This is a genomic window from Paenirhizobium cremeum (assembly GCF_047553425.1).
Lineage (GTDB): Bacteria > Pseudomonadota > Alphaproteobacteria > Rhizobiales > Rhizobiaceae > Allorhizobium > Allorhizobium cremeum.
This window is the reverse complement of record NZ_CP180217.1, coordinates 2,613,315-2,638,761: the sequence shown is the minus strand read 5'-3', so window position 1 is coordinate 2,638,761 and position 25,447 is coordinate 2,613,315. Positions and strand designations below refer to the sequence as shown.

Annotated in this window: 27 protein-coding genes; 7 read left to right on the top strand and 20 right to left on the bottom strand. The window is 62.4% G+C overall.

What is annotated here, in order from left to right; genetic code table 11:
• Positions 1-126: 126 nt before the first annotated feature.
• Positions 127-2,148, bottom strand: a complete 2,022-nt coding sequence (locus ACLBKR_RS13055; protein ID WP_112828661.1) for a methyl-accepting chemotaxis protein — start codon at positions 2,146-2,148, stop codon at positions 127-129.
• Between the two features lie 182 nt (positions 2,149-2,330).
• Here ACLBKR_RS13055 and ACLBKR_RS13050 point away from each other — a divergent pair, with 182 nt between their 5' ends.
• The 4 genes from ACLBKR_RS13050 (at position 2,331) to ACLBKR_RS13035 (ending at position 5,593) form a co-directional block, all read left to right on the top strand.
• On the top strand, positions 2,331-2,903 hold the full coding sequence (locus ACLBKR_RS13050; protein WP_112828660.1) for a 5-formyltetrahydrofolate cyclo-ligase: 573 nt from the start codon (positions 2,331-2,333) through the stop codon (positions 2,901-2,903).
• 19 nt (positions 2,904-2,922) lie between these two features.
• On the top strand, positions 2,923-3,747 hold the full coding sequence (locus tag ACLBKR_RS13045; protein ID WP_113447615.1) for a TIGR00282 family metallophosphoesterase: 825 nt from the start codon (positions 2,923-2,925) through the stop codon (positions 3,745-3,747).
• A 131-nt stretch (positions 3,748-3,878) separates the two neighbouring features.
• A complete protein-coding gene (locus tag ACLBKR_RS13040) occupies positions 3,879-4,721 on the top strand; it encodes an MBL fold metallo-hydrolase (protein WP_113447823.1) in 843 nt (280 codons plus the stop codon).
• Between the two features lie 125 nt (positions 4,722-4,846).
• Positions 4,847-5,593, top strand: coding sequence for a YebC/PmpR family DNA-binding transcriptional regulator (locus tag ACLBKR_RS13035; protein WP_112828658.1), 747 nt, complete (start codon positions 4,847-4,849; stop codon positions 5,591-5,593).
• Between the two features lie 79 nt (positions 5,594-5,672).
• Here the strand turns inward: ACLBKR_RS13035 and ACLBKR_RS13030 are convergent, their stop codons facing one another.
• From ACLBKR_RS13030 to ybgC, 11 genes are all read right to left on the bottom strand, one after another.
• Positions 5,673-5,978, bottom strand: a complete 306-nt coding sequence (locus ACLBKR_RS13030; RefSeq protein ID WP_112828657.1) for a hypothetical protein — start codon at positions 5,976-5,978, stop codon at positions 5,673-5,675.
• Between the two features lie 76 nt (positions 5,979-6,054).
• On the bottom strand, positions 6,055-7,410 hold the full coding sequence (glmM, locus tag ACLBKR_RS13025) for a phosphoglucosamine mutase (RefSeq protein ID WP_414899412.1): 1,356 nt from the start codon (positions 7,408-7,410) through the stop codon (positions 6,055-6,057).
• A 218-nt stretch (positions 7,411-7,628) separates the two neighbouring features.
• Complete coding sequence (gene ftsH / locus ACLBKR_RS13020) at positions 7,629-9,563, bottom strand: ATP-dependent zinc metalloprotease FtsH (RefSeq protein WP_112828655.1); 1,935 nt, start codon at positions 9,561-9,563, stop codon at positions 7,629-7,631.
• Positions 9,564-9,672: 109 nt separating this feature from the next.
• On the bottom strand, positions 9,673-10,989 hold the full coding sequence (gene tilS, locus ACLBKR_RS13015; RefSeq protein ID WP_414899411.1) for a tRNA lysidine(34) synthetase TilS: 1,317 nt from the start codon (positions 10,987-10,989) through the stop codon (positions 9,673-9,675).
• Positions 10,990-11,015: 26 nt separating this feature from the next.
• Positions 11,016-11,981, bottom strand: a complete 966-nt coding sequence (gene ybgF / locus ACLBKR_RS13010; RefSeq protein ID WP_112828653.1) for a tol-pal system protein YbgF — start codon at positions 11,979-11,981, stop codon at positions 11,016-11,018.
• A 160-nt stretch (positions 11,982-12,141) separates the two neighbouring features.
• Entirely contained in the window at positions 12,142-12,675 is a 534-nt protein-coding gene (gene pal / locus ACLBKR_RS13005) for a peptidoglycan-associated lipoprotein Pal (protein ID WP_414899410.1), read from the bottom strand.
• A 156-nt stretch (positions 12,676-12,831) separates the two neighbouring features.
• Complete coding sequence (tolB, locus tag ACLBKR_RS13000; protein ID WP_113340947.1) at positions 12,832-14,139, bottom strand: Tol-Pal system beta propeller repeat protein TolB; 1,308 nt, start codon at positions 14,137-14,139, stop codon at positions 12,832-12,834.
• A 22-nt stretch (positions 14,140-14,161) separates the two neighbouring features.
• Positions 14,162-15,277: a hypothetical protein gene (locus ACLBKR_RS12995; RefSeq protein WP_414899409.1), complete on the bottom strand. Its 1,116-nt coding sequence runs from the start codon at positions 15,275-15,277 to the stop codon at positions 14,162-14,164.
• A 10-nt stretch (positions 15,278-15,287) separates the two neighbouring features.
• Complete coding sequence (gene tolR / locus ACLBKR_RS12990; protein ID WP_112828649.1) at positions 15,288-15,740, bottom strand: protein TolR; 453 nt, start codon at positions 15,738-15,740, stop codon at positions 15,288-15,290.
• A gap of 26 nt (positions 15,741-15,766) precedes the next feature.
• Positions 15,767-16,486: a protein TolQ gene (gene tolQ / locus ACLBKR_RS12985; RefSeq protein WP_112828648.1), complete on the bottom strand. Its 720-nt coding sequence runs from the start codon at positions 16,484-16,486 to the stop codon at positions 15,767-15,769.
• A 254-nt stretch (positions 16,487-16,740) separates the two neighbouring features.
• Positions 16,741-17,181 carry a tol-pal system-associated acyl-CoA thioesterase gene (gene ybgC, locus ACLBKR_RS12980; protein ID WP_414899408.1) on the bottom strand — a complete coding sequence of 147 codons (441 nt, stop codon included), beginning with the start codon at positions 17,179-17,181 and terminating at the stop codon, positions 16,741-16,743.
• A gap of 124 nt (positions 17,182-17,305) precedes the next feature.
• On the opposite strand from ybgC, the gene ACLBKR_RS12975 reads away from it, so the two are divergent.
• Genes ACLBKR_RS12975 through ACLBKR_RS12965 form a run of 3 tightly spaced genes read left to right on the top strand, consistent with a single transcriptional unit; the run spans position 17,306 to position 20,273 of the window.
• Entirely contained in the window at positions 17,306-18,526 is a 1,221-nt protein-coding gene (locus ACLBKR_RS12975; protein ID WP_112828647.1) for an NAD-dependent epimerase/dehydratase family protein, read from the top strand.
• Positions 18,523-19,392 carry a glycosyltransferase gene (locus tag ACLBKR_RS12970; protein ID WP_113439386.1) on the top strand — a complete coding sequence of 290 codons (870 nt, stop codon included), beginning with the start codon at positions 18,523-18,525 and terminating at the stop codon, positions 19,390-19,392. The genes ACLBKR_RS12975 and ACLBKR_RS12970 overlap by 4 nt, the downstream gene beginning before the upstream one ends.
• Positions 19,389-20,273 (top strand): NAD-dependent epimerase/dehydratase family protein, encoded by an 885-nt coding sequence (locus tag ACLBKR_RS12965; RefSeq protein WP_113439387.1) that lies wholly within the window; start codon positions 19,389-19,391, stop codon positions 20,271-20,273. The genes ACLBKR_RS12970 and ACLBKR_RS12965 overlap by 4 nt, the downstream gene beginning before the upstream one ends.
• Before the next feature lie 98 nt (positions 20,274-20,371).
• Here ACLBKR_RS12965 and ACLBKR_RS12960 read toward each other — a convergent pair whose 3' ends face one another.
• From ACLBKR_RS12960 to ruvC, 8 genes are all read right to left on the bottom strand, one after another.
• Complete coding sequence (locus tag ACLBKR_RS12960; protein WP_112828644.1) at positions 20,372-20,707, bottom strand: RcnB family protein; 336 nt, start codon at positions 20,705-20,707, stop codon at positions 20,372-20,374.
• Positions 20,708-20,903: 196 nt separating this feature from the next.
• Complete coding sequence (locus tag ACLBKR_RS12955) at positions 20,904-21,470, bottom strand: DinB family protein (RefSeq protein WP_113340648.1); 567 nt, start codon at positions 21,468-21,470, stop codon at positions 20,904-20,906.
• Positions 21,471-21,501: 31 nt separating this feature from the next.
• On the bottom strand, positions 21,502-22,434 hold the full coding sequence (locus tag ACLBKR_RS12950) for a metallophosphoesterase (protein WP_113439389.1): 933 nt from the start codon (positions 22,432-22,434) through the stop codon (positions 21,502-21,504).
• The gene (ruvB, locus tag ACLBKR_RS12945; RefSeq protein ID WP_113424532.1) at positions 22,435-23,475 is read right to left on the bottom strand and encodes a Holliday junction branch migration DNA helicase RuvB; all 1,041 of its coding nucleotides are present in this window, start codon (positions 23,473-23,475) and stop codon (positions 22,435-22,437) included.
• A 93-nt stretch (positions 23,476-23,568) separates the two neighbouring features.
• Positions 23,569-24,186 carry a Holliday junction branch migration protein RuvA gene (gene ruvA / locus ACLBKR_RS12940; protein WP_112828640.1) on the bottom strand — a complete coding sequence of 206 codons (618 nt, stop codon included), beginning with the start codon at positions 24,184-24,186 and terminating at the stop codon, positions 23,569-23,571.
• Between the two features lie 12 nt (positions 24,187-24,198).
• Entirely contained in the window at positions 24,199-24,615 is a 417-nt protein-coding gene (locus tag ACLBKR_RS12935) for a type II toxin-antitoxin system VapC family toxin (protein WP_113447609.1), read from the bottom strand.
• Positions 24,596-24,859: an AbrB/MazE/SpoVT family DNA-binding domain-containing protein gene (locus ACLBKR_RS12930; protein ID WP_112828638.1), complete on the bottom strand. Its 264-nt coding sequence runs from the start codon at positions 24,857-24,859 to the stop codon at positions 24,596-24,598. Before ACLBKR_RS12930 ends, ACLBKR_RS12935 begins: the two co-directional genes overlap by 20 nt.
• A gap of 55 nt (positions 24,860-24,914) precedes the next feature.
• Positions 24,915-25,427, bottom strand: a complete 513-nt coding sequence (gene ruvC / locus ACLBKR_RS12925) for a crossover junction endodeoxyribonuclease RuvC (protein WP_113442235.1) — start codon at positions 25,425-25,427, stop codon at positions 24,915-24,917.
• Positions 25,428-25,447: the final 20 nt, after the last annotated feature.

Below are 25,447 nucleotides of genomic sequence, written 5' to 3'. Positions count from 1 at the left end.
CCCGAAATGGAAGAGGTGTGCAGATGATCGCAAAAACGGCGCCGGTGCAGCTTGTGGCTGCACCGGCGCCGTTTATTCTAATATGGACCGCCTCGCCTCATGGGGGCGGCGGGGTCGGAGGTCAGGTCAGAACTCTTCCCAATCGGCAGCCGCCGCCGCCGTCGTCCCGGTTGCGGGAAATGCCCTGGCGAGCTGGCCGGCCATGGCCCGGGCCGGGGAGGAGACCGCCCGTGAGGCCGGGGCGGCGGCGCGCGGAGCGATGCGTGCGGTTGCGGCGGCCGGAGCCGATGCCGGTTCGGCACGACGGACGGGGGCCGTGACCGGGTCGGTTTCCGATGTGCGGAACTGGGCGACAAGGCCCGAAAGCGTCGAGGTGCTGTCGGCGAGACGGTGCGTCACCGCCGTCGTTTCCTCGACCATCGCGGCATTCTTCTGGGTGAACTGGTCCATATGGTTCACCGAGGCGCTGATCTCGTGCAGGGCGGTCGCCTGTTCGCGCGCGGCGGTGGCGATCGAATGGATGTGATCGTTGATGGCGGCGACCTGACCGGCGATCTCTCGCAGCGCCTTGCCGGTTTCACGTACCAGCGAGACACCGCCGCCGACTTCCTCGCCCGACTTGGTGATGAGCGCCTTGATGTCCTTGGCAGCGTTGGCGGAGCGTTGGGCGAGTTCGCGCACTTCCTGGGCGACGACGGCAAAGCCCTTGCCGGCCTCGCCTGCGCGGGCGGCCTCGACACCGGCGTTGAGCGCCAGAAGGTTGGTCTGGAAGGCGATCTCGTCGATCACGTTGATAATCTTGGAAATCTCGCTCGATGCGTTCTCGATCCGGTTCATCGCTTCCACGGCGTCCGAGACGACCTTGCTCGAACCCTCAGTGCTTTTGCGGGCGGCCATGGCAAGGGTGGAGGCCTCGTCGGCCTTGGCGGAGGAGCCGCGAACGGTGGAGGTGATCTCCTCGAGTGCGGCGGAGGCCTCTTCCAGCGACGCAGCCTGCTGTTCCGTGCGCTTTGAAAGATCGAGGCTCGCCGCGCGCATTTCCGACGAACTTGCCTCGATGCCGAGCGTCTCGTTGCGAAGCTGCGAAAGCGTGCCGTTCAGCTTGTCGACGGAATGGTTGAAGTCCGTGCGCAGCCGGTCGAGTTCGCCTTCGAAGCTCTGTTCGAGGCGAATGGTAAGGTCTCCTTCGCTGAGGCGGCGCAGACCGGTCGCCAATGCATCGACCGCGATTTGCGTGTTTCGCGCTTTCTGGGCTTCGAGGGCTTCGCGTTCGAGGCGCTCCTGTTCACCAAGGGCGATGTTCTCCGCGGCCTGCCGCTCCAGTTCGATCTTCTGCTGCGCGCTTTCGCGGAAGACGTCGAGGGCTTGCGCCAAGGCACCGATCTCGTTGCCGAGATCGCGATGGGGTACGACGACATCCAGATGGCCGGCGGCCATTTCGTCGGCGACCGCTGTCAGCCGGGGCAGCGGGCCGATGATCCGGCGGGCGATGAAGGCGGTGACAAGGGTTCCGAGCAACAGGGTCACGAGAGCGGTCGCGCCGATTGCCCATGCCATCTGCTGCGCCATGCTGTCGATTTCGGCGGCGCGGACACCGGCATAGAGGATGCCGGTGACCTCACCGGTGGGGGTGAAGATCGGCTGATAGATGGTGTAATAGGGCACATCCAGGATGACGGCCTCGCCGCGATAGGTTTCGCCCTTCGTGACGACGGGATAGACAGCGCCCGTCTGTCCGAGCGCGGTGCCCACGGCGCGCTTGCCATCGGGCTTGATGATGTTCGTCGTCCTACGCCAGAAATCCTTGCTGGCCGGGTCCCAGGCGAAAATCGTGGCCGTCTGGCCGGTCATGCGGCCAATGGTGTCGATCATATCGTGAGAAGAGAATTCCGCAGGGATCGCAGTGGTTACGATGCGCTGGACGTTGCCGTCCTTGCTCCATGTAACCGTGGTGCCCGGAAGGTCGCGTTCGACGATGGTTGCCGCCGTCCTCAGACTGGCGTTCTGGCTCGCCACCGCCTGTTCGGCGATGCGGGCGGCGATGCTTTCCGAGATGACCCAAGACACTGCCGCGAGCGAAGTCATCAGAACGAGAACGGTCGCCGCGGTGACGGTCTTGACGATGCCGTAACGTGAGAAAATCTTCATGAAAGATCCCTTGTTGAATTGCCGCCATCATAATTGACGAGTGTTAATTCATTCTTTGAAAAACCCGAGAAATCCGGATCAAAAGCGCTTTGGGGGTGCCGATGGACGCCGAGGCCGTCCGGCGATTGCAAAAAAAACGATCTCGGATATGGTCCGCTCGCCCCGAAGGATACAATCGCGATATGAGCAACAGGGAACGGAAGGCGATCATTCGCCGTGAACGGCTGGCAGCCCGGGATGCTATTCCCGCCGATGTCAGGACGGAATTCAGCCTTGCGATGGCCGACCACGGCGGCGATCGCCTGGCATTTTCGCCGGGGACGATCGTTTCCGGTTTTTTCCCGATCCGTTCGGAGGCCGATATCCGACCGCTGATGGCGCATCTGAAAGCCCGCGGTGCGCGGCTCTGCCTGCCGATCATCCAGGACCGGGAAACCATCGTTTTCCGCGAGCTGGTGACAGGCGCTGAACTTGTCGATACCGGTTTCGGCACCCGCGGCCCGGGTCCGGATGCCGCTGTCCTCGATCCGGAAATCATGCTTGTCCCGCTTTCGGCCTTCGACGGTCGCGGCCATCGGATCGGCTACGGCGCCGGCCATTACGACCGCGCCATCGCCCGGCTGAGAGAAAAAGGCCGCCACCCCAGGCTGATCGGCATTGCATTCGACTGTCAGGAGGTGGCAGAAGTGCCCTTTGAACCGCATGACGTCCAGCTGGAGGCTGTTCTGACGGAAAGCGGCTACAGGCAATTCTGACGGAGACTGGACAGGGCGAATGAGGCTGCTTTTTCTCGGGGACATGGTGGGCAAGACGGGACGCACGGCGGTATGGGAGCGGCTGCCCGGCCTGATCTCCGACCTCAAGCTCGATTTCGTCATCGTCAACGGCGAGAACGCGGCTGGCGGTTTCGGCATTACCGAGGACATCTATCTCGAAACGATCAATGCCGGCGCCGACGTCGTGACGACCGGCAACCATGTCTGGGACCAGAAGGAGGCCGTGGTGTTCTGCGAGCGCCACGACCAATTCCTCAGGCCGGCCAACTATCCCGCCGGAACCCCCGGCCGTGGCTCCGGCATCTATTACGCGCGCAACGGCGCCCGTGTGCTCGTCGCCAACATCATGGGCCGGGTCTTCATGCATCCCGAACTCGACGATCCCTTCAAGTCGGCGGAGGCCATCCTGACCGCTTGCCCGCTGAAGGAACAGGCGGATGCGATCGTCTTCGACTTCCACGCCGAGGCAACCAGCGAGAAGCAGTGTTTCGGCCACTTCGTCGACGGCCGCGCGAGTTTCGTCGTCGGCACGCATACCCATGTGCCGACCGCCGACCACCAGATCCTCAACGGCGGCACGGCCTATATGTCGGATGCCGGCATGTGCGGCGATTACGATTCCTCGCTCGGCATGGAGAAGGAAGAACCGCTCAACCGCTTCATCTCCAAGATGCCGAAGGGCCGTTTCGAGGCTGCCCACGGCCCCGCCACGATCTGCGGCGTCGGCGTCGAAATCTCCGACAGTACCGGTCTTGCCGAGAAGATCGCACCGCTCCGGATCGGGCCGCGGCTGGCGGAGAGTATTCCGGATTTCTGGGTTTAGAGTAACGCCACTTCGGCCGGATTTTGCCTTGCTCTCACGCTAATGTGACGGTGTCTGCCCTGCAGGGCGCTTTACCTGACATGCCGCCTGTCGCATCCTGAGGTCTCGGATCGATGAGCGGGGCCTGCGCGATGCTGCTGCGACTTGCGATGGCGTTCATTTCCCTGATGTTTGCCGCCGCTGGCGCTGGCGCTGGCGCCCAGGACAGCCGTCCGCCGGCGAGCCAGTGCCAGTTGATCGCGGAGACATTGCCGTCGGCGAGCTTCGCTGCTTACAAGCCATCCGAGGACATTGTTTCTCGGCAGTTCGCGGCGCTTCCGGAGAACGTGACGATCACCTTTCTCGGCCATTCGACCTTTCAGATCGATACGCCGGGCGGAATCTCCATCGCCACCGACTTCAACGGCTGGCTTCGGATGCCCAGGGTTCCCGATGTCGTGACCATGAACAAGGCGCATTCCAGCCACTACACGCTTTCCCCGGATCCGGCGATCGTCAATGTGCTGCATGGCTGGAACGACGAAAAGCCGGGCGAGAAGATCGAGCACCGGCTGGTCGTCGGCGACGCTTATATCCGCAATGTTTCGACCGATATTCGTACCTGGGGCGGCGATTTCGAGCGCAACGGCAATTCGATCTTCATCTTCGAAGTGGCCGGGCTTTGCATCGGGCATCTCGGCCATCTGCATCATGAACTGACGGATGGGCATTACGCCGAGATCGGTCGACTCGACATCGTGATGGTGCCTGTCGACGGGGGGCTCACCATGGGGGCCGACAGCATGAGCCGCACGATCAAGCGACTGCGCTCGGCGTTGATCCTGCCGATGCATCGCACCGGCCCTCCCGTTCGCGATTTCATCGCCATGTTCGACCAGAGCTTCGACGTGAAGATCTCCGAAAGCCGGGGCGTTACGGTTTCGATGCGCACCCTGCCGCGCAAGCCGCTGATCCTGGTGATGCAGGGGATGTGACGCCTTTGCGCGGGGCCGTGCCGGACCCGTACGGACTTCCGTTTTCCCCTCCTTCCCCTTGAACGCGGAGGTTTTCATCCGTATAAGGCGCCCATTCCCAATATTTAGACCTGATCAGGGGTGCCATGGCTGGCCATTCACAGTTTAAAAACATCATGCACCGCAAGGGCCGTCAGGATGCCGTGCGGTCGAAAATGTTCTCCAAGCTCGCGCGTGAAATCACGGTCGCGGCCAAGACCGGCCTTCCCGACGTGAACATGAATGCGCGTCTTCGTCTTGCCGTTCAGAACGCCAAGGCGCAGTCGATGCCGAAGGACAACATCGAGCGCGCCATCAAGAAGGCATCCGGAGCAGACAGCGAGAACTACGAAGAAGTCCGCTACGAAGGCTACGGTCCGGGCGGCGTCGCCGTCATCGTCGAGGCGCTGACCGACAACCGCAACCGCACCGCCTCCTCCGTGCGCTCGACCTTCTCGAAGGCTGGCGGCGCCCTCGGGGAAACCGGTTCGGTTTCCTTCTCCTTCGACCGTGTCGGCGAAATCACCTACAAGCTTTCCGTCGGTGATGCGGACAAGGTGATGGAAGCGGCGATCGAGGCCGGCGCCGAAGACGTCGTCACCGACGAGGACGGCCACACGATCTATTGCGGCTTCGAGGACATCAACGAAGTCTCGAAGGCGCTGGAAGCAGCCCTCGGCGAAGCCGAATCCATCAAGGCGATCTGGAAGCCTCAGAACACCGTTCCGGTCGATGAGGAAAAGGCCCAGTCGCTGATGAAGCTCATCGACACACTGGAAGACGATGACGACGTGCAGAACGTCTATTCGAACTTCGAAGTTTCCGACGAGATCATGGCCAAGCTTTCGGCCTGACGTCGGTATACGTTTCAAAATGAAGGCCCGGCGCCAATGGCGGCCGGGCCTTTTTTGTCTTAGCTTCTTCGATCGCGCTTCACGGGCGCCGCTCGATGGCTGTTACCCGATCCATTGCCTCATCGACCTTGCCTTCGATTCTGGATAAAGTGTTCTCAAGAACTGCTTGAAGGTGTGTAAGCCCGCCGCCAATTTCCATCTTGATGGCAATCTCGAGATCGTCGCGAAGCTCGCTCTGACGTCGTTCGACCCGCTTCATATATTCATATGTCTGCAAGGAAAGAGTTCTTATCTCCGCAATTTCCTTGCGAAGCACTTTCAGTTCCTCGTTGTTTTTCTGGTTGAGCTTTGCCAGAAAACTGAGATCAACGGTTTCTTGGGTCATAAGCTTCGCCTTTCTGTTAGAAAGTAGCGGCAAGCCCATGGAAATACAACTGTGCGGCGCGGAGTATTGCCGCGTCTCAGGCCGCCTCGCTGCGTACGCTGGCGATAACGTCGACGAGGTCGTTAACGATGCGCTCGATCTGACTGCGGTCGTCGCCTTCGACCATGACGCGGATCAGGGGCTCGGTGCCGGAGGGGCGGATGACGAGGCGGCCGTTCCTGGCCAGTTCGCTCTCGGCATCGGCAATCGCCTGCTTGACGGACGCATCCTCCAGCGGCTTGCCGCCGGAATAGCGGACGTTGCGCAGGAGCTGCGGCACCGGATCGAAGCGGTGGCAGATTTCGCTGACGGTCTTTCCGGTGCGCTTGACGCAGGCCAGAATCTGGAGCGCGGCCACGAGACCGTCGCCGGTCGTGCCGAAGTCCGAAAGAACGATATGGCCGGACTGTTCGCCTCCGACATTGAAATTGTGCTGGCGCATGTGTTCGACGACATAGCGGTCGCCGACCTTCGTGCGGGCAAGCGACAGACCCTTGCCGGAGAGGAAGCGTTCGAGCCCGAGATTGGACATGACGGTGGCGACGATGCCGTCACCCTTCAGGATCTGGTCCTGCGCCCATGTGTCGGCGATGACCGCCATCAACTGGTCGCCGTCGACGATCGCGCCGTTTTCGTCGATGATGATGACGCGGTCGGCGTCGCCGTCGAGCGCAATGCCGATATCGGCGCGTACCTCATGCACCTTCTTCTGCAGGGCGGCGGGGTGGGTCGAGCCGCAGTCGAGGTTGATATTGGTGCCGTTCGGTTCGTTGCCGATCGTCACCACTTCGGCGCCGAGTTCCCAAAGCGCCAGCGGAGCGACCTTGTAGGCTGCGCCATTGGCGCAGTCGATGGCGACGCGCAGGCCGTGCAGGGTCACGTCGCGGGGCAGGGTGCGCTTGACGAATTCGATGTAGCGATAGATGTCGCCCTCGACGCGCTTTGCCCGACCGATCTCCTGGGCCGGTGCGAGTTGGCCGTAGATGTCCTGTTCGAGAAGGTTTTCGATCTCGGCCTCGATCTCATCGGAGAGCTTGTAGCCGTCCGGTCCGAAAAGCTTGATGCCATTGTCGGCGAAGGGATTGTGGGACGCCGAGATCATGACGCCGATATCGGCGCGCAGCGAGCGGGTGAGCATGGCGACTGCTGGCGTCGGGATCGGGCCGAGCAGGAAGACATCGAGGCCCGCTGCGGTGAAGCCGGCGACCAGAGCATTTTCCAGCATGTAACCGGAGAGGCGGGTATCCTTGCCGATTACCACGCGGTGACGGTGATGGCCCCGCCTGAAGATCGTGCCGACCGCGATGCCGACCCGCATCGCAAGGTCCGGCGTCATCGGAAACTGGTTGGACTGTCCGCGAATGCCATCCGTGCCAAAATAACGACGTGTCATGTGTTTCCCGAAATGCTCCGTTTGCCGCTTACTTCCGTCTGTTCGACGGAAGCGCCGCCGGAGGCGGCGAGCGCGATATCGACTGGGCTGCTCTTGCCACAAAAACCGCAACAGGACACGTAAATTAGCGCAAAAAACCATTACATCCCGTTACCGCTTATGAAAAAGCCACCCGCCGTTGCCGGGGGTGGCTCTCTATCCTGTTCTGAACCTGTGGATCAGTGCGGCTGCGGTTCCAGACCGCTTTCGGGCTCGCCGCCCTTCGGCTGATCTTTCTTCGGGCCGGTCGAGGGAACCGCCGAACCGCGGCTGGTCGGGCTGTCGTCCCCCAGGTCGCGGGCGGGCTTTTCGCCCTTCAGCAGCGCCTTGATCTCGTCGCCGGAGAGCGTTTCGTATTCCAGCAGGCCTTCGGCCAGAGCCACGAACTCGTCGTGCTTTTCCGAGATGATACGGCGGGCCTCGGTATAGGCCTCGTCGATCAGGCGGCGCACTTCGTTGTCGATCTTCTGGGCGGTCGATTCCGAGACGTTGCGCGTCTGCGAGACCGAATGGCCGAGGAAGACTTCCTGCTGGTTTTCGCCGTAGGCGACCTGGCCGAGCTCGTCGGAGAAGCCCCACTGGGTGACCATGGCGCGGGCAAGCTTGGTCGCCTGCTCGATGTCAGAGGATGCACCCGAGGTGATGTTCTCCTTGCCGAAGGTGAGTTCCTCGGCGACGCGACCGCCCATCATGATGACGAGGCGGGAGACCATCCACTTGTAGCTCATCGAGTAGCGGTCGCCTTCCGGCAGCTGCATGACCATGCCGAGCGCGCGGCCGCGCGGGATGATGGTCGCCTTGTGAAGCGGGTCGGCGACCGGCACGTTGAGCGCGGTGATCGCATGGCCGGCCTCGTGATAGGCGGTGAGCTTCTTCTCTGCCTCGGTCATGGCAGACGAACGGCGTTCCGCGCCCATCATGATCTTGTCCTTGGCGTCCTCGAATTCCTGCATGGTGACGACGCGCTTGTTGCGGCGGGCGGCCATGAGGGCGGCTTCGTTGACGAGGTTCATCAGGTCCGCGCCGGAGAAGCCGGGCGTGCCGCGGGCAAGAACCTTGAGGTCGACATTCGGTGCCAGCGGCACGTTGCGGGCATGGACCTTCAAAATACGCTCGCGACCGACGATATCGGGATTCGGCACGACGACCTGACGGTCGAAACGGCCGGGACGCAGCAGCGCCGGGTCGAGAACGTCGGGGCGGTTGGTCGCAGCGATCAGGATGATGCCTTCATTCGCTTCGAAGCCGTCCATCTCGACGAGCAACTGGTTCAGCGTCTGTTCGCGTTCGTCGTTACCGCCGCCGAGGCCAGCGCCACGATGGCGGCCGACGGCGTCGATTTCGTCGATGAAGATGATGCAGGGCGCATTCTTCTTGGCCTGCTCGAACATGTCACGGACGCGGCTTGCGCCGACACCGACGAACATTTCGACGAAGTCCGAACCGGAAATGGTGAAGAAGGGCACGTTTGCTTCGCCGGCGACAGAGCGGGCGAGCAGCGTCTTACCGGTGCCGGGCGGGCCGACGAGCAGGACGCCGCGCGGGATCTTGCCGCCGAGGCGCTGGAACTTCTGCGGGTCGCGCAGGAATTCGACGATCTCTTCCAGGTCCTGCTTGGCTTCGTCGACACCGGCGACATCGTCGAAGGTGACCCGACCATGGGCTTCCGTCAAAAGCTTCGCCTTGGACTTGCCGAAGCCCATCGCGCCGCGCGAACCGCCCTGCATCTGGCGCATGAAGAAGAGCCAGACACCGAGGATCAGCAGCATGGGCAGCAGCGTGCCGAGATAGCTCAGGAAGCTGGAAGACCCGTCCGTCTCGGGACGGGCGACGATCATCACGTTCTTCGACTGCAGCTTCTCGAGCAGGTTGTCGTCGATAACCGGTGCGTAAGTCTGGAAGGCAGTGCCGTTTTCGGCATAGGTGCCGAGAACGCGATTGCCTGTGACGGTCACGTCACGGACACGGCCGGAATCCACTTCGCGAAGGAACTGCGAATACGGAATTTCGCGCGAACTGGTTTGCGACGGAGTCGTCTGAAACATGCTGAACAATGCGATCAGCAGGAGGGCTATGATCGCCCATAGCGCAAAGTTCCGAAAATTTGGGTTCATCGAACTCCCCGAATAAGATGCGCGGGATAATGCCCGCCGGATTATCGACTAACATAGGATTGCACTGCGGCCTTGCCAAGGCAAAGCGGCGGTTTGGCTGCTTTTTCCGTCAATAAGGATTAAACGGGAGAGGGCAATAGTCCTTCCGTCCCATGAGACGCGCGATGGCATTGGCCAAATCGAGGTCGAAGGCGGGTAAAAAGCGATCGAACAAGGGCAGGGAAGGCTCGATTTCGACGGAGCCGGCCGGTGCAGCCGCGGGCATTACACTTGCTTTACCGAGGGCCGCCGAGGGGCCGGTCCGGTTCAGATGGCGGACGAGGCCGTCGGGGAGAAACTGAGGGCCATGCATGGGCGGGGTCATTCGGCCGGCTGTGACGAAGGCGGTTTCCGGCCCGCGATTGGTGATGCGAAAGCGTCCGTCCCATTCCGCCCACTCGCCGGGCGGGATCTCCAGCGGCAAAATATCGCGGCTCTCGCGCATGAGGAACAGGCCGTCCCTGTGCCGTTCGACGAGTGCGCGGGAGAGGGTGATGCGACCCTGTCGACCTGAGGCGAGGAAAGATGCCAGCCGATCCATGCTGTCCCGGCCCGGCCGGTGGGACCGGCCGCCGACGACGGCGCAAAGTGTCGAGAGGGCATGAAGGAGAGCGGGCGACCGAAGGTCCAGGGCTTCCGGGGCCACTCTCACCGAGAGCGAGGCGTAGCCGGTCGCATGGGCTTGGAGGAGGGCTGCGGCCTGTCGCGACAGTGCGGTTCGGCCGGTACCCGCAGAGCGGATGCTCTGCGTATCCATGGCCTCGCGATCGTGACGCACCCGCACGCGTTCGTACTTGCGATCCTCGTTGCTCGGATCGTCGATCCAGCCGGTGTCGAGCCGGCGGAGATAATCGCGGATATCCTGCCGCCGGATCTCAAGGAAGGGACGGAGAAGCCAGAAACGCCGGTCATGAAGCGTCGCCTCGGCCATTCCGGCGAGGCCGAGATTGTCGCCGGCGGCGCGGGCGGCGCGCATGGCGACGGTCTCCTCCTGGTCGTCGAGCGTGTGGCCGGTGACGATAAGATCCGTGCCGGCCTCTGCGGCCGCTTGGGAAAGCAGACGGTAACGCGCGTCGCGGGCTGCGGCAGATATTCCCGTTTCCGGCTTCGGTCCGGTCCAGGCGAGAATGCGATGGGGAACGCCGAGCGATGCGCAAAGGGTTGCGACGGCTTCGGCCTCGGCAGTGCTCTCCGGTCTCAGCCGATGATCGACCGTGGCTGCGATGAGCGAATGGGGCAGGCGACGCGAGGTCACGGCGCGATCGAGGGCGATCAGCAGGCCGGTGGAATCGCTGCCGCCGGAAACGGCGACGAGAAGCCGGCGGGTGCCGGACAGTCGGTCAAGAAGCCTTGCGGCTGCATCCTCGGGAGATGGGGCGTGGTCCACGGCAGGGGTGGCCGGGTGGACGCGGGTCAGCAGCGGAGGCGCTTCTGTTCGCTCGCCACCTTGGATACCACCGCGCGGGAGGCCTTCGGATAGCGCTTCGTCACTTCCCGCAGCGTTGCGCAGGCCGTGTCAGTATTGTCGAGCGCGGCGAGCGACATGCCGAGCTTCAGCAGCATTTCGGGAGCCTTGGGCGAGGAGCTATAGGCCTGGTGGGCATTGAGGAAGGTCTTGGCGGCTTCGTTGAAATTGCCCTGGGAATAGAGCGCTTCGCCCAGCCAGAAGTTGGCGTCGGCGATCTTGGAGCTCTTGGGGTAACGGGCGATGAAGTCCCGGAACTCGTTTTCCGCCATGCCGTAGTCACCGGAAAGCACATGCGCATAGGCGACCTGGTAGACGTCGCTTTCCGAGCCGGTGGAGGCGGTCTGGGTCGCCGCGGGGGCGCTGACGCCGGGCAGTGCGGAGGACTTGTTGACCGCGTCCTGATTGATCGTGGCCGTCTGCGGCATGCCGCTGGAATCGAGCTCGATCGAGCCTAGCGTCTGCTCGGGCTGTCCGAGCGACGAGGAGGAGGCGCCGATGTCTCCACCGGGCGCCGGTTCCTGGGTGATGATTTCGGCGACCGAATCCTCCGGCGTCGCGCCGGCATTCACCGGCCTGTCGAGCGAACCGCTCTTCTTGGCGCCGCCTTTTTCCAGATCCTGGAAACGGTATTCATTGTCTTCCTGGGTCTTGCGCATCTGTTCCTGCATCTGCAGCAACTGATAGCTCATTTCCTCGATACGGCCGTTGAGGCTGCGGATCTCCTCCTCGAGCTGCTGCACGCGGATCGAGGGATCGGCGCTTTGCGCGAGCTGCACGGGCTGGCGGCTGCTTGCGGCCGGCGCCGGCTGGCTCTTGTTGAGCGAGGGAAACAGTTGCAGCGCGCTTGCCGTTCCGTTCAGGCCTGCCAGCGAGGCCGTCGCAAGCAATGCGGCCATGACAAGTCTCTTCATATGGTTCGTCCTGTTATCCTTTGAATCGTCACGCCGGATGGCGCACATGGCGGATTTTTACAATTGACCGTAAAAAAGCAACTCAAGTTCGGCCAAAGTGTGGAGAAAAGAAAAGGCGGCCGAGCGGCCGCCTTCACATAAGCTTGAGGGACCGGCCGGATCAGAGGCCGGCGCCGCCGAGAACGGTGACGGCGCGGCGGTTCTGCGACCAGCAGGAGATGTCGTCGCAAACGGCGACCGGACGTTCCTTGCCGTAGGAGATGGTCTTCATGCGGCTTGCCGGTACGCCGCGCGAGGCGAGGTAGTCGCGGGTGACGGCAGCGCGGCGAGCGCCGAGCGCGAGGTTGTATTCGCGGGTGCCGCGTTCGTCTGCATGGCCTTCGATGGTGATGGCGTAGTTCGGGTACTTGGCGAGCCACTGAGCCTGACGGTCGAGCGTCTGCTGGGCATCGGCACGGATCGAGGTCGAATCGGTGTCGAAGAAGATGCGGTCGCCGACATTGACGGTGAAGTCCTGGGTCGAGCCCGGCGTTGCGGCGCCGCCGGCGCCGAGGCCGAGTTCGGAAGCGCTGTTCGGCAGGTTCTTCTTCGAGGCGCAGCCGGCAAGCGCCAGCGTCATCGCGATTGCGACGATGGCGGGGTTGCTTGCAAGTTGCTGCATGCGGCTCTTCGCCGGAGTTTGAATGCGGCTCATCGCCGGTCTCCTTGATTCTTTCCGTTAGGGTTGCCGGACTCTAACCATTCGAGGTTAACCGGCTTCGAACGAACATGGTTAACAAACTGTCAAAACACTGCCGCAATGCGCCGATTCCCAACACATTGCGGCAAGAAAGAGGCGTTTTTCCGCGCCCTATTCGAGCAGCGGCGACCAGGCCGGGTCGGAGGCGTAGCCCGGTGTCTTGATGAGCTGTTCGTTGTAACCGGTCAGGTCGATCGAATAGAGCTGCGGACCGCCTGCGCCGGCACCCTGGCGGAAGAACATGATGACGCGGCCGTTCGGCGCCCAGGTCGGGCCTTCGTTGTGGAAGCCGGTGGTCAGGATGCGCTCGCCCGAACCGTCGGTCTTCATCACGCCGATCGAGAACTTGCCGCCGGACTGCTTGGTGAAGGCGATCAGGTCGCCGCGCGGAGACCATACGGGCGTCGAATAGGAGCCGTCGCCGAAGGAAATGCGCTGCTGGCCGGAGCCGTCGGCATTCATCACATAGAGCTGCTGGCGTCCGCCGCGGTCGCTTTCGAAGACGATGCGGCTGCCGTCCGGCGAGTAGGAGGGAGAGGTGTCGATCGCGGCCGTGGAGGTCAGGCGCGTCGTGGTGCGCGAGCGCAGGTCCATCGTGTAGATATTGGCGTTGCCATCCTGCTGCAGGCTCATGATGACCCGCTGGCCATCGGGCGAGAAGCGGGGGGAGAAGGTCATGCCCGGGAAGTTGCCGACCACTTCGCGCTGGCCGGATTCCAGTTGCAGGAGGTAGACGCGCGGCTGCTGGCCCTCGAAGGACATGTAGGTGATTTCCTGACGGCTCGGCGAGAAGCGCGGCGTCAGGACGATGTCCTTGCTATTGGTCAGCATACGGACGTTTTCGCCGTCCTGGTCCATGATGGCAAGCTGCCGCTTGCGATCCTGCTTGGAGCCGCTTTCCGCGACGAAGACGACGCGGGTGTCGAAGTAGCCCTTCTCGCCGGTGATGCGCTCATAGATCGCATCGGCGATGATGTGGGCGACGCGGCGCCAGTTTTCCGGCTGGGTGTAGAACTGCTGGCCGGCCATCTGCTGGCCAGCGAAGGTGTCCCACAGGCGGAACTCGGCGCGCAGACGTCCGTCGCCTTCCTGCGTGATGCGGCCGACGACGAGCGCCTGGGCGTTCAGCACCGTCCAGCTCTGCATGTTCGGCGTCTGGTCCGGATTGCTGTTCTTTTCGATGAAGGCCGCACGGCTCACGGGGGCGAACAGACCGGAACGCTTGAGGTCCGCCTCGACCACCGCCGAAATCTTGGCGCCGATACCGTTGCCGGAAACGAAGTCCGTGATCGCAATCGGCAACGGCTCGACATTGCCCTTGTTGATGTTGATCTCGACGACCGCGTGGGCCGGCGTGGCGAAGGCGCCGGCAAGGCCGACGATCACCGCCAGATATCGAAGAAGATTGAGTTTCATCATGAGTTCCAAGCCTTTTTAGCTTTTACATCATTTCGCTGGGGTCGAAGTTTACGATGACCTCAGACCATGCGTCGTATTTGTCGCGTGGAAGATTGGTGAAGGGAGCGGAGCGCAGAACGGCGCGCCTTGCACTACCCATCATCACCTGTTGGGTGGAAGCTTCTCCGCCTTTGGCGCTGACCTCTGGCTCTCCGATCAGATTTCCGGCTTCGTCCAGTTTGAAGCGAACCGTGATGACCATGCCCTCCATTCCGGCAAGGCCGGGGATGAACGACCAGTTGTTCTGAATGACGCCCTTTAGTGCATCCATTTCGGTCTGGCTCAATTTCGTGCCGCTGGTGGTCTTCTTGCCGCCGAATGCAGCCTTGTCCTGCGAAGCCTTGGCGCCGCCGGCGGTCGGGTCGTTCTTGTTGAGGAGGGCAGCGACCTCGTCGGCGTTGAAGTCGCTTTCCTTGGTGGATTTCGACTTGGCCGCTTCCTGGGTCTTGGTGTCCTTCTTCTTGTCAGGCGCTTTCTCCGACTGACTTTCGGTCGGCTTGGCCTCGGCTGTCTTGGGCTCGACCGGCTTCGGTGTCTCGGGCTTCGGGCGGACGGACGGGACGGGCGCCTTCTCCGGCAGCGGGATTTCGGCCGTCTCGTCCGGCTGCTGCGGCGTAGGCTCCGGCGGCTTCTCGGGGGCCGGCGGCTCGGTCACCTGCGGCTTCGGCGGTTCGGCCTTGGCCACTTCCTTCTGCGGCTCGGCGACCGTGTCTTCCTTGATGATGTCCTTGATGTCGTTGGTCTCGTTGTCCTGCCTCGGCTGGACCTTCTCGACCTTTTCCGGTGCCGCAGAGGATTCGTTGGCGTTCGGCTTGGCGTTCGGCGTCGGAACCGACTTCAGGTCGACCTTGTTGTCGCCGAGGTTTTCGGAATTGTCGACGGAGGTCGGCTTCTTGGTCGGAACGGGGGCTGCCTTTTCCGCCTTCGGCGCCTTCTGGTCGCCCTGCTGGATCTGCGTCAGTTCCTCGATCGGCACGAGATCGACAGGCAGCGCCTCGACATTGGCGACGTCGAAAGTTTCGGGCGCGCCGATGGAGACCAGTGCCCAGGTGAGCGCCAGTGCGTGCAGTACAGCCGATGTCGCGAGACTGCCTCTCATTGCGATACGATCAGTTATCCGTTTTCTGCTCGGTCACCAGGCCGATATTCGTGTAGCCTGCGGTCTGCATGCGTGCCATCACGTCGGCGATCACGCCGTAAGGTGCTGCGCCGTCGCCGCGCACGAAGATGCGTTCGGTGTAGCCGGTGGTGGCGATGGCTGCGAGCTTGGCTGCAATCTCGTCCGTCGAGATCGGGGTTTCCTGAAGGAAGACCGATCCGTCGGCCTTGATGGAAACGGTGATCGGCTGGGTTTCTGAGTTGAGCGCCTTGGCCCCGGTCTTGGGCAGGTCCAGGGGAACGCCCACGGTCATCATCGGGGCGGCGACCATGAAGATGATGAGCAGCACGAGCATGACGTCGACGAGCGGCGTCACGTTGATCTCGCTCATCGGGGCCTTGCGGCCGCCGCGCCTGCCACGACGTCCACCGCCGCCACCGCTCGATCCAACAGACATACCCATTGCTTGCGTCTCCTAAGTCGGACCGATTACTGCGCCGCCTGACGGGGCTGCAGTTTCTCGTCGATCTGGCGCGAAAGAATGGCGGAGAACTCGTCGGCAAAGCCTTCCATGCGGGCCGTCAGCTTGCCGGCCTCGCCGGAGAACTTGTTGTAGGCGATAACGGCGGGGATAGCGGCGACGAGGCCGATGGCCGTTGCCAGAAGCGCTTCCGCGATACCGGGGGCGACGACGGCCAGGTTGGTCGACTTCGAACCGGCAATCGCCTGGAAAGAGGTCATGATGCCGACAACCGTACCGAAGAGACCGACGAAGGGGGCGGCCGAACCGATGGTGGCGAGCGAAGCGAGGCGGGCTTCGAGCGTTTCCGACTCACGCGCCAGTGTGACGTCCATGGCACGGTCGATACGCATCTGAAGCCCGATCGGCGAACGGGCGCCACGCTCGAAGCTCTTCTTCCATTCCCGCATGGCGGCGACGAACATCGCCGCAAGGCCGCTGTTGTTGCGTTCCGCCAGGGTCCGGTAAAGTTCTTCCAGCGATTGGCCGGACCAGAACACCTGTTCGAACTGGTCGAACTGCCTGCGGGCGCGCGAGTAGCTCATGAACTTGTCGATGACGATCGCCCAGGTCCACACCGAGGCCGCGATCAGTCCCAGCATCACGAGTTTCACCACGAAGCCGGCCTGCATGAACAGGGCCCAGAGGCTCACGTCATGGGTCGCTGCTGCCAATCCAACTTCTTCCATCGCTCTCTTATCCCCGAAATCCAAACGCCCGGCGCATGACCGGGCGGTGAAAAAGCTCTATTGCCGGAAATTTGCGGTAGCCATCGCCGAACGCCCTATCCCGCATCAAGCTCCCAGATTGCCTTCTTGCGTCGAAATTTGGTCAAAGGAAGGCGTGCGACGCACAATTTTCCATAATCGAAGTAAGACATCATTATCGTTAAAGGACCGTTATCATCCCGATATGTCGGCAATGATAAAACCGGGACCCGGTCTCAAGAGAGAAACTGGGCCGCAAGGTCTTCCGGCAGGCGGCGCGGGCGCCCGCGGCGGTTGACCACGGCGATGACCACCTTCGCCGCGATCAGAAGGTCGTCGCCGCGGCGGATTTCCTGTTCCAGCACCATCTTGGCGCCGCCGGCCTTGGTGGTGGTGGTGCGGATTTCCAGGATATCGTCCATGCGAGCCGGCGACTTGAAGTCGATTTCCATCCGGTGGACGACGAAAACGAGGCCTTCCTCGTCGATGCCGATCAGCGCGCTCTGTTCGACGCCGAGGCAGCGCAGGTAGTCGGTGCGGCCGCGCTCAAGGAAGTGCAGATAGCGGGCGTGATAGACGAGGCTGGAGAAATCGGTGTCTTCATAATAGACCCGCTGAACGAGCCGATGTCCGTGTTCCACAAGGTGGCCGGAAAGCAAAAAATCCATATTCGTCATCATGTTATCCCTGCGCGGCGAGAAGTCTTCAAGGTCTGTCCGGAACCTTTTCGACGCTGATTGTAGTTCTGTCATAAATCGGCATTATCAGGATTGATACCTCATCGGCAAAGGAGACCATCTTATGAAGATCGCAGTCATGGGCGGAGACGGTTTCGTTGGTTGGCCTACATCCCTGCACCTTTCCGATGCCGGCCACGATGTTCATATTCTCGATAACCTGTCACGCCGCTGGATCGACACGGAACTCGGCGTGCAGTCGCTGACGCCGATGGATTCGATCCAGGAGCGGACCCGCATCTGGCATGCGGAAACCGGCCGCCGCATCCATTTCAACCTGATCGACCTCGCCAAGGACTATGAGCTTCTGAAAAAGTGGCTGGCCGAGGAGCGCCCCGACGCCATCATCCATTTCGCCGAGCAGCGCGCCGCGCCCTATTCGATGAAGAGCGACCGGCACAAGAACTACACCGTCAACAACAATGTCTCGGCGACACACAATCTCTTGAATGCGCTCGTCGAAATCGGGCTCGATGCGCATCTGGTCCATCTCGGTACGATGGGTGTCTACGGTTATTCGACGGTGGGGGCGGCGATCCCGGAAGGCTATCTGCCGGTCGGCATCGAAACCACACAGGGCGAGACGGTCTCGCAGGAGATCCTTTATCCGGCCAATCCGGGTTCGATCTACCACATGACGAAATGCCTCGATCAGTTGCTCTTCCAGTTCTATGCAAAGAACGACGGTCTCAGGATCACCGACCTGCATCAGGGCATCGTCTGGGGCACCCATACGGAGCAGACGCGCCGTCATCCGCAACTCGTCAACCGCTTCGATTACGATGGCGATTATGGAACGGTTCTCAACCGTTTCCTGATCCAGGCGGCAATCGGCTATCCGTTGACGGTGCACGGCACCGGCGGGCAGACCCGCGCCTTCATCCATATCCAGGATTCGGTCCGCTGCATCGAGATTGCGCTGAACAATCCGCCGGCGCGTGGGTCGCGGGTCGAGATCTTCAACCAGATGACGGAAACGCATCGGGTGCGCGACCTTGCCGAGATGATTGCGAAAATGTCGGGCGCCGAGATTGCCTGGCTGCCCAATCCGCGCAAGGAAGCGCCGGAAAACGACCTCATCGTCAGGAACGAGAAGTTCCTGGGGCTCGGGCTGAAGCCGACGACGCTTGAGGGCGGCCTGCTGGAGGAAATCGTCGACGTTGCGAAGAAGTTCGCCTATCGCGTCGACCGTTCCCGCGTGCCGGCCGTTTCCGCCTGGACCAAGGACATCGCCCGGACGATCAACCGCGATCCGGAAGGCAAGAAGCTGAAATCGGTGTCATGATGATGGGGGCCGAACTGCTGAAAGGCATCCGGCCGGTCACGACTGCCGGCTCGCGGGAGGCCTATGTCACGCTGGTGACCAATCGCGATTATGCGATGGGCGCGACCGCGCTTGTGCGTTCCATCCGCCTGACGGGCAGTTCCGCCGATGTCGTCGTGCTCTATACGGGCGGGGGGGAGGCCGATGCGCTGGAGCCGCTAGACCGGCTCGGTTGCCGGCTCGTCGAGGTCGAGCACCTGCCGCTGTCCGACGGCTTCAACCAGCGGCACGCGCGGGGCAACCTGCATGCCAACGCACCCTTCACCAAAGGGCGCAAGCCGGCCTTCCATTCGCCGCTCGACAATTTCTGCAAGCTGCGGCTGTGGCAGTTGATCGATTATGAGAGCTGTGTCTTCATCGATGCGGATGCGATTGTACTGCGCAACGTCGACCGGCTGTTCGATTATCCCGAGTTCTCCGCTGCGCCGAACGTCTATGAAAGCCTTGCTGATTTCCACAGGCTGAATTCGGGCGTCTTCGTTGCGCGCCCCTCGCTTGCGACCTTCGAGGATATGCTGCGCCGGCTGGACCAGCCTGAGGTCTTCTGGCGCCGCACCGACCAGACCTTCCTTGAAAGCTATTTTCCGGACTGGCATGGCCTGCCGGTGTTCATGAACATGCTGCAATATGTGTGGTTCAACCTGCCGGAGCTCTGGGACTGGCGGCAGATCGGCATCCTGCACTACCAGTACGAAAAGCCCTGGGAGAAGGATCATCCCAAGGCGGCGGCACTGAAACCCCTCATCGACCTGTGGAACGCCTATTATACCGGCCAGGGCATCCCCGATGTCGGATCGCTCTCCAAGCCCGAGCGGGCGGCGGCATGAAAGTCCTGGTCTCCGGCGGAACCGGGCTGGTCGGACGCTATATCGTCGAGGACCTGCTTGCCGCCGGCTATAGCGTGGTCGTCGGGGCGCGGCATGAGCCGGCGGAGCGGCTGTTTTCCCAGGCTGTCGAATTCCGTCGTCTGTCGCTCGATCCTCGGGACGACCAGATGCAGGTTTTCGACGATGCCTATTTCTTCGTGCATGCGGCCTTCGACCATCTGCCCGGAAAGTACAGAGGCGGGGAGGGGGCCGATCCCGACGGCTTTCGCAAACTCAACCTCGACGGCACCATCCGTCTGTTTGAAACCGCAAAGCAGGCCGGTGTCCGGCGGGCCGTTTTCCTCTCCAGCCGGGCGGTCTATGACGGACTTGCCGTCGAGACGCCGCTCACCGAAGAGCAGTTTCTGAAGCCGTCGAGCCTTTATGGCGAAGTGAAGCTGCTGGCCGAGCGGGTTCTGGCGGATCTCGCCGCGCCCGGTTTCGTGACGGCGAGCCTGAGGGTGACGGGTATCTATGGAGGTGCCCGGCCGAACAAGTGGGACGCGCTCTTCGCCGACTATCTTGCCGGGCGGGATCTTCCGGCGCGAGCCGGTTCGGAGGTTCATGGCCGGGACGTGGGGCAGGCCGTGCGGCTGATGCTGACCACCGAGGCGGCGAAGGTCAGCGGCCAGTCCTTCAACGTTTCCGATATCGTCGCCGACAGTCGCGATATCCTGGGGATGTTCCGGTCGGCGGTCCCGTGTTCGCGACCGCTGCCTCCTCCGGCAGACAAGGCGGCGGTGCGGGCGATGCCGACCGACAAGATCAGGGGGCTTGGCTGGAAGCCCGGTGGCCAATCGCTGTTTGAAAGCACGGTCCGCTTCCTGGCGGAAAGCTATTGAGAAGACGCGCCGGGCAACAGTGCCACCGTCTTTTTCCGCCTTGAGGGAACCGCTGGCGACGGGACGCCCGCGGCTCCGGTTTGTGAGGATAGGCCGATCTAGCGGGCGTTTGCGATGCCGGCTATCAGGCCGGTGGTGACGCCGATCAGGAGATACTGGTTGTCGATCCTGATCCAGCGCTGATCGCGACCCGGCTTGTGAAGGCCGTAGCGCCGGTAATCGTTGATTGCCTGATGGCGCCTCCAGTCGTTCATGCGCTGGCCCTTCTTCCAGTAATAGGGCTTAGGCGCGACTTTGCTGGCAACGGGCTTTTGCGGCTTGACCGGCTGATGGTGCTGGGGCGGACGGCGGTCATCCGGGCGGTATTGCTGCGCCTGGGCCATCGGAGCGGCGATCATCAGGCTGGCCAGTGCGATCAGGAATGCTTTCTTCATGGTCTTGTACCTCGTTGTCTATGACCCGACGCTAGACCCCGAGAGGTGAATGCAATATGAATGCTGTAATTAACAATTTGTAATGAAAACAGCTAGATGAGTATGCTTTTCATCTGTGCTGGATGGGCTTGGAAAACGCGACGCGGCTGTATGGGGCCTTCCGGTTTCCGCGTTGCAGCCCCTGCGTCCAACGCTCTCAGCGCATGAGCTCCGCCTCGTTCCAGCCGATTGCCGCCATCTCTCTTTTCCGTGCCGATGCATCGTCTCCGACAATGAATTCATCGAGCTGCGGGGGCCTGACGCTGGTGCCGGCCAGCATGGCGTGCACCTGTCCCCGATGATGGGTCTGATGCTGGAAGAGGTGGCTCAAGACATCGTCGCAGCGGTCGTGCTGGATACGGCTGCCGCGATGAATATCGACCACGCGGCTGAGGTCTTCCGGCTTCAGTCCATCGCAGAAGGCAAGCAGTCGCCGGTCGACAGCCGCCTGCGCAGCGTGCAGGGTTTCCGGGTCCGGAAAGGGCATGTCGTTTTCCCAGGCCCTGGGGCCGAGGGTTCCACCTTCCAATGCATCGACATAGAACCAGTCGATGACGAGGATGTGGTTGAGCGTTGCCCGAATCGAGGGAAAGAAGCTTGTGCGCTCCGCCTCGAATTCACCGGGCCGGAGGCGCGCCACGGCATCGTGCAGCCTGAGATTGGCCAGCGCATTGTTGCGAGCGAGCTTTCGAAACACGCGGCAGGGGTCGATTTCCTCCGTCATGGCCTGCCCTTCCTCTCTCTGGAATCCTCGTTCATGAGGCCGGTATTTCCGCCGCTCCGGTTCCGCCGAGTTCGACCACGACGATCTCAGGCGGAGCGCCGAGTCGAACCGGCAGGTTGGACAGTCCGAAGCCGGCGGAAACGATGAGATGGCGTTCATCCTCGACGATGTGGCCATAGGCATAGCGGTTACCGTAGCGCGAGGGCACCAGCGGCGAAAAACCGAAAAGCCTGATCTGGCCGCCATGGGTGTGTCCCGACAGGGTCAGGGAGATTCGCCCGGGAACCTCGACGAAAATGTCCGGTTCGTGGGCCATGAGGATGGCGGGTTCATCTCCCCTGATCTGCGTCAGGGTTCCGGAGAGATCGTCGAGACCGTGGATGATGCCCGACCCGTCGGGCGCCGGATAGCCCGGCTGGAGCTGGTCGGCGAGGCCCGCGAGCCAGAAGCCGCGTCCGTCCTTTTCGAGCCGGACGGCGAGATTGTCATAGACGGGGATGCCGACATTGCCGAGCGCCCTGTGCGCGAGCGTCGGTCCGCGTCTTGCGGCAAGGGCCGCAGGGTCGTTCAGCCAGTCGTGATTGCCGAGGATGGCATGAACGCCGAGCGGCGCTTTCAGGCGGGCCAGCGCTTCCGCCCATCTCGCCGGTTCGACGTAGCCGGTGTTGAACCACATACTGGTCATGTAGTCGCCGAGAAGGAGGACGATATCTCCGTCAAGGGCGTTGGCCTGATCGCAGATCGCCGCAATCCGCTCGGCGGGCATCCATGGTTCGCAGGCATGGAAGTCGGCCAGCACTACAAGCCGGAGCCTGAGATCCCGTGGCCAGGCGCGTGGGTGGACGGAATATTGAGTGACGCGGGGCCGGGCGAAGGGCTCGACGCCGACCGCGTACGTGCTGGTTCCAAAGCCGGCCATCAGCAGACTGCCGAGAAGCTTGAGGAACCCGCGCCGCGCGATCATTCAATCCTCCTCGAGCGATAGCCGGAATTGCGCGGCTTCCAGATCCTTGGGCGGCTGAAGCCCGAGATGCTTCCAGGCGATGGTCGTGAGGACGCGGCCGCGCGGCGTGCGCTGGATGAACCCCTGCTGGATCATGTAGGGCTCGATGATATCCTCGATCGCATCGCGAGGCTCGGAAAGCCCGGCGGCGATGGTCTCGATGCCGACCGGGCCCCCACCGAAGTTGACGGCGATCATGTTGAGATAGCGCTTGTCGAGCTGGTCGAGGCCCATATTGTCGACGAGCAGGCGGGTCAACGCCTCGTCGGCAATCTCGCGGGTGACCGCTTCGGCGCGGGCGACTTCCGCGAAGTCGCGTACGCGACGCAGGAGGCGACCGGCGATGCGGGGCGTGCCGCGGGCGCGGCGGGCAATTTCGCGGGCGCCTTCGTCGGTCATGCCGAGCCCCATCAGGCGCGCGCCGCGGCGCACGATCAGTTCCAGTTCCTCGACCGTGTAGAAATTCAGCCGGACCGGAATGCCGAAACGGTCGCGAAGCGGCGTGGTCAGCAGGCCGAGGCGGGTGGTTGCCGCGACGAGGGTGAACTTGGAGAGATCGATCTTGACCGAGCGGGCGGCGGGCCCTTCTCCGATGATGAGGTCGAGCTGGAAATCCTCCATCGCAGGATAGAGGATTTCCTCCACCGCGGGGTTCAGACGGTGGATTTCGTCGATGAAGAGCACGTCGCGCTCCTCGAGATTGGTCAGCAGAGCGGCCAGATCGCCGGCCTTGGCGATGACGGGGCCTGAGGTCGAGCGGAAGTTTACGCCGAGTTCCTTCGCCATGATCTGGGCAAGGGTGGTCTTGCCGAGACCGGGCGGGCCGACGAACAGCACATGGTCGAGCGCTTCGCCGCGATTCCTGGCGGCCTCGATGAAGATCTTCAGGTTGGCGCGGGCTTCGGCCTGGCCGGTGAATTCGTCGAGCGACTGCGGACGCAGCGCGGTGTCGATATCCTCGCCACGCTTTTCCGATGAGATGAGACGGTCGGCTTCACTCATGACATTACTTCCGGTTGGCGGCCATCTTGGCAGGGCGGAGAGGACCGCTCAAGCGCCTTTGACCAGATTCAGTAGAAGGGGTAAAGCGCGGTATCACCGCGACAGCTCCTTGAGGCCGAGGCGGATCAGCTTCGCGCTGTCCGCGCCTTCGCCGCCGTTCTTCAGTGCCGCGGCGATGGCATTGGCCGCCTGCTCGCGCGAATAGCCGAGATTGGTGAGTGCTGAGACGGCATCCGCGACCGGAGCCGCGGCAACGCCTTCGCCGAGTTCCTGCTTCAGGCCGATCGTGGCGGCGGCCTCGCCGGCAAAGGCGGGCGCCTTGTTCTTCAGTTCGGTGATGATGCGGACAGCGACCTTCGGTCCGACACCCGGCGCGCGGGAAACGGCGGTCCTGTCCTGCAGCGCGATGGCATTGGCAAGTTCCGACGGAGTCAATGTCGAGAGAACGGCGAGCGCCACCTTGGTGCCGACGCCCTGCACGCTCTGCAGGAGGTTGAACCATTCGCGTTCGAGCGCGGTGAGGAAACCGAAGAGCTTCAGCTGGTCCTCGCGGACATAGGTCTCGATGAACAGGACCGCGGCCTCTCCGGGCGAACCGAGCCTGGACAGCGTGCGCGAGGAGCAGTGAGCAATGTAGCAGACGCCATGCACGTCGATCAGCGCGTGGTCGTCGCCGATTTCGTCGATGGTGCCTTTGAGCTTGCCGATCATGAAGTGTGTCCGTCAGGGATGGGTTTCGGGGGAGATGATGTCGATATCCGGAAAATAGGAGCGGTAGCGCTGAGGGTCGCGGGTCAGCAGCCGGTGTGCTCGCACGGATGCATGCGCCCCGATGAAGAAATCCGGTAAGGTTCGCTCACGCAGACCGCCGCTCCGTCTGTAGGCGACGTGGGCCCTGCCGGCCTCGTAGGCGGCGGAAAACGGCAGGACTTCTCGCACAAGATCCAGACGTGCCAACAGGTTGGCCAGATCTGCCTCGCTTGCCGTCATGCTGGCCAGCTCGGCCCAAACGATCGGGGTAAGAATCAACTGGGAGCGCCGCTTCCACGATGCAAGCTGGCCGGCTGACCAATCCCGCGATACGTTCGGCGGACCGAACACGTCGATGAAGATATTGGTATCAACGAGGATCGAGGTCATCGCGCGGTCCCCTGAGCCATTGCATGAATTCGTCGGTGCTCATGCCGCCGGTGTCGAAAGAGCCGCTTACGCTGTTCAGCCAAGCTTCGAAGTCTGCCGGCTTCTGATCGGTATTGCCGGCGATCAGGACCAGCCTTGCTCCCTTTTCATCCGCGACGAACTCCACTTCCGAACCCGGGACGATACCGAGCCGGTCGCGAATGTCTTTGGGGATGGTCACCTGACCTTTTTCCGTTACACGCATGGTAATACCTCTCAGGTATTACCTAGCGAGCCAATGAGAACAAGTCAAGAACAAATCAGGCGGATGCCAGCACCTTCCGCATGCGATCGCCGCCGCGATTGTGGGCGTGGCAGATGGCGATGGCCAGCGCGTCGGCGGCGTCGTTGCCTTTGAACTCGGCCTTCGGCATCAGGATCTTCAGCATCATGTGGATCTGCTGTTTTTCGCCGTGGCCGACGCCGATCACCGATTTCTTCACTGCGTTCGGCGCATATTCGGAAACCGGCAGGCCGGCGCGGGCAGGAACCAGCATGGCGATGCCGCGGGCCTGCCCGAGCTTCAGGGTTGCCACCGCGTCCTTGTTGACGAAGGTCTGTTCGACGGCGGCTTCGTGGGGCCGATAGTTGTGAACCACGTCCTCCAGTCCGTCGTGCAGCTGGCGAAGGCGCGAGGCGAGGTCCATGTCGCCGTCGGAGGTGACAGTGCCGGAGGCGACGAAGCGCAACGAGTTGCCGAGCGTCTCGATGATGCCCCATCCCGTGCGCCTGAGGCCGGGGTCTATGCCGATAATCCGAATCGTATCTCGCATGGCGCTATCCTAGCTGGCTG

Bases quoted from the DNA above. Each gene is read 5' to 3' on its own strand.
- ACLBKR_RS12965 (WP_113439387.1), top strand. From the start codon at position 19,389: ATGAAAGTCCTGGTCTCCGGCGGAACCGGGCTGGTCGGACGCTATATC.
- ACLBKR_RS12960 (WP_112828644.1), bottom strand. From the start codon at position 20,707: ATGAAGAAAGCATTCCTGATCGCACTGGCCAGCCTGATGATCGCCGCT.
- tolR (WP_112828649.1), bottom strand. From the start codon at position 15,740: ATGGGTATGTCTGTTGGATCGAGCGGTGGCGGCGGTGGACGTCGTGGC.
- ACLBKR_RS12955 (WP_113340648.1), bottom strand. From the start codon at position 21,470: ATGACGGAGGAAATCGACCCCTGCCGCGTGTTTCGAAAGCTCGCTCGC.
- tolB (WP_113340947.1), bottom strand. From the start codon at position 14,139: ATGATGAAACTCAATCTTCTTCGATATCTGGCGGTGATCGTCGGCCTT.
- ftsH (WP_112828655.1), bottom strand. From the start codon at position 9,563: ATGAACCCAAATTTTCGGAACTTTGCGCTATGGGCGATCATAGCCCTC.
- ACLBKR_RS12950 (WP_113439389.1), bottom strand. From the start codon at position 22,434: ATGATCGCGCGGCGCGGGTTCCTCAAGCTTCTCGGCAGTCTGCTGATG.
- ACLBKR_RS12970 (WP_113439386.1), top strand. From the start codon at position 18,523: ATGATGATGGGGGCCGAACTGCTGAAAGGCATCCGGCCGGTCACGACT.
- ACLBKR_RS12930 (WP_112828638.1), bottom strand. From the start codon at position 24,859: ATGCGTGTAACGGAAAAAGGTCAGGTGACCATCCCCAAAGACATTCGC.
- ACLBKR_RS13050 (WP_112828660.1), top strand. From the start codon at position 2,331: ATGAGCAACAGGGAACGGAAGGCGATCATTCGCCGTGAACGGCTGGCA.
- ACLBKR_RS13045 (WP_113447615.1), top strand. From the start codon at position 2,923: ATGAGGCTGCTTTTTCTCGGGGACATGGTGGGCAAGACGGGACGCACG.
- ruvA (WP_112828640.1), bottom strand. From the start codon at position 24,186: ATGATCGGCAAGCTCAAAGGCACCATCGACGAAATCGGCGACGACCAC.
- ACLBKR_RS12935 (WP_113447609.1), bottom strand. From the start codon at position 24,615: ATGACCTCGATCCTCGTTGATACCAATATCTTCATCGACGTGTTCGGT.
- pal (WP_414899410.1), bottom strand. From the start codon at position 12,675: ATGAGCCGCATTCAAACTCCGGCGAAGAGCCGCATGCAGCAACTTGCA.
- ACLBKR_RS12995 (WP_414899409.1), bottom strand. From the start codon at position 15,277: ATGAGAGGCAGTCTCGCGACATCGGCTGTACTGCACGCACTGGCGCTC.
- ruvB (WP_113424532.1), bottom strand. From the start codon at position 23,475: ATGAGTGAAGCCGACCGTCTCATCTCATCGGAAAAGCGTGGCGAGGAT.
- ruvC (WP_113442235.1), bottom strand. From the start codon at position 25,427: ATGCGAGATACGATTCGGATTATCGGCATAGACCCCGGCCTCAGGCGC.
- glmM (WP_414899412.1), bottom strand. From the start codon at position 7,410: ATGACACGTCGTTATTTTGGCACGGATGGCATTCGCGGACAGTCCAAC.
- tolQ (WP_112828648.1), bottom strand. From the start codon at position 16,486: ATGGAAGAAGTTGGATTGGCAGCAGCGACCCATGACGTGAGCCTCTGG.
- ACLBKR_RS13030 (WP_112828657.1), bottom strand. From the start codon at position 5,978: ATGACCCAAGAAACCGTTGATCTCAGTTTTCTGGCAAAGCTCAACCAG.
- ybgF (WP_112828653.1), bottom strand. From the start codon at position 11,981: ATGAAGAGACTTGTCATGGCCGCATTGCTTGCGACGGCCTCGCTGGCA.
- ACLBKR_RS13035 (WP_112828658.1), top strand. From the start codon at position 4,847: ATGGCTGGCCATTCACAGTTTAAAAACATCATGCACCGCAAGGGCCGT.
- ACLBKR_RS12975 (WP_112828647.1), top strand. From the start codon at position 17,306: ATGAAGATCGCAGTCATGGGCGGAGACGGTTTCGTTGGTTGGCCTACA.
- ybgC (WP_414899408.1), bottom strand. From the start codon at position 17,181: ATGACGAATATGGATTTTTTGCTTTCCGGCCACCTTGTGGAACACGGA.
- ACLBKR_RS13055 (WP_112828661.1), bottom strand. From the start codon at position 2,148: ATGAAGATTTTCTCACGTTACGGCATCGTCAAGACCGTCACCGCGGCG.
- ACLBKR_RS13040 (WP_113447823.1), top strand. From the start codon at position 3,879: ATGCTGCTGCGACTTGCGATGGCGTTCATTTCCCTGATGTTTGCCGCC.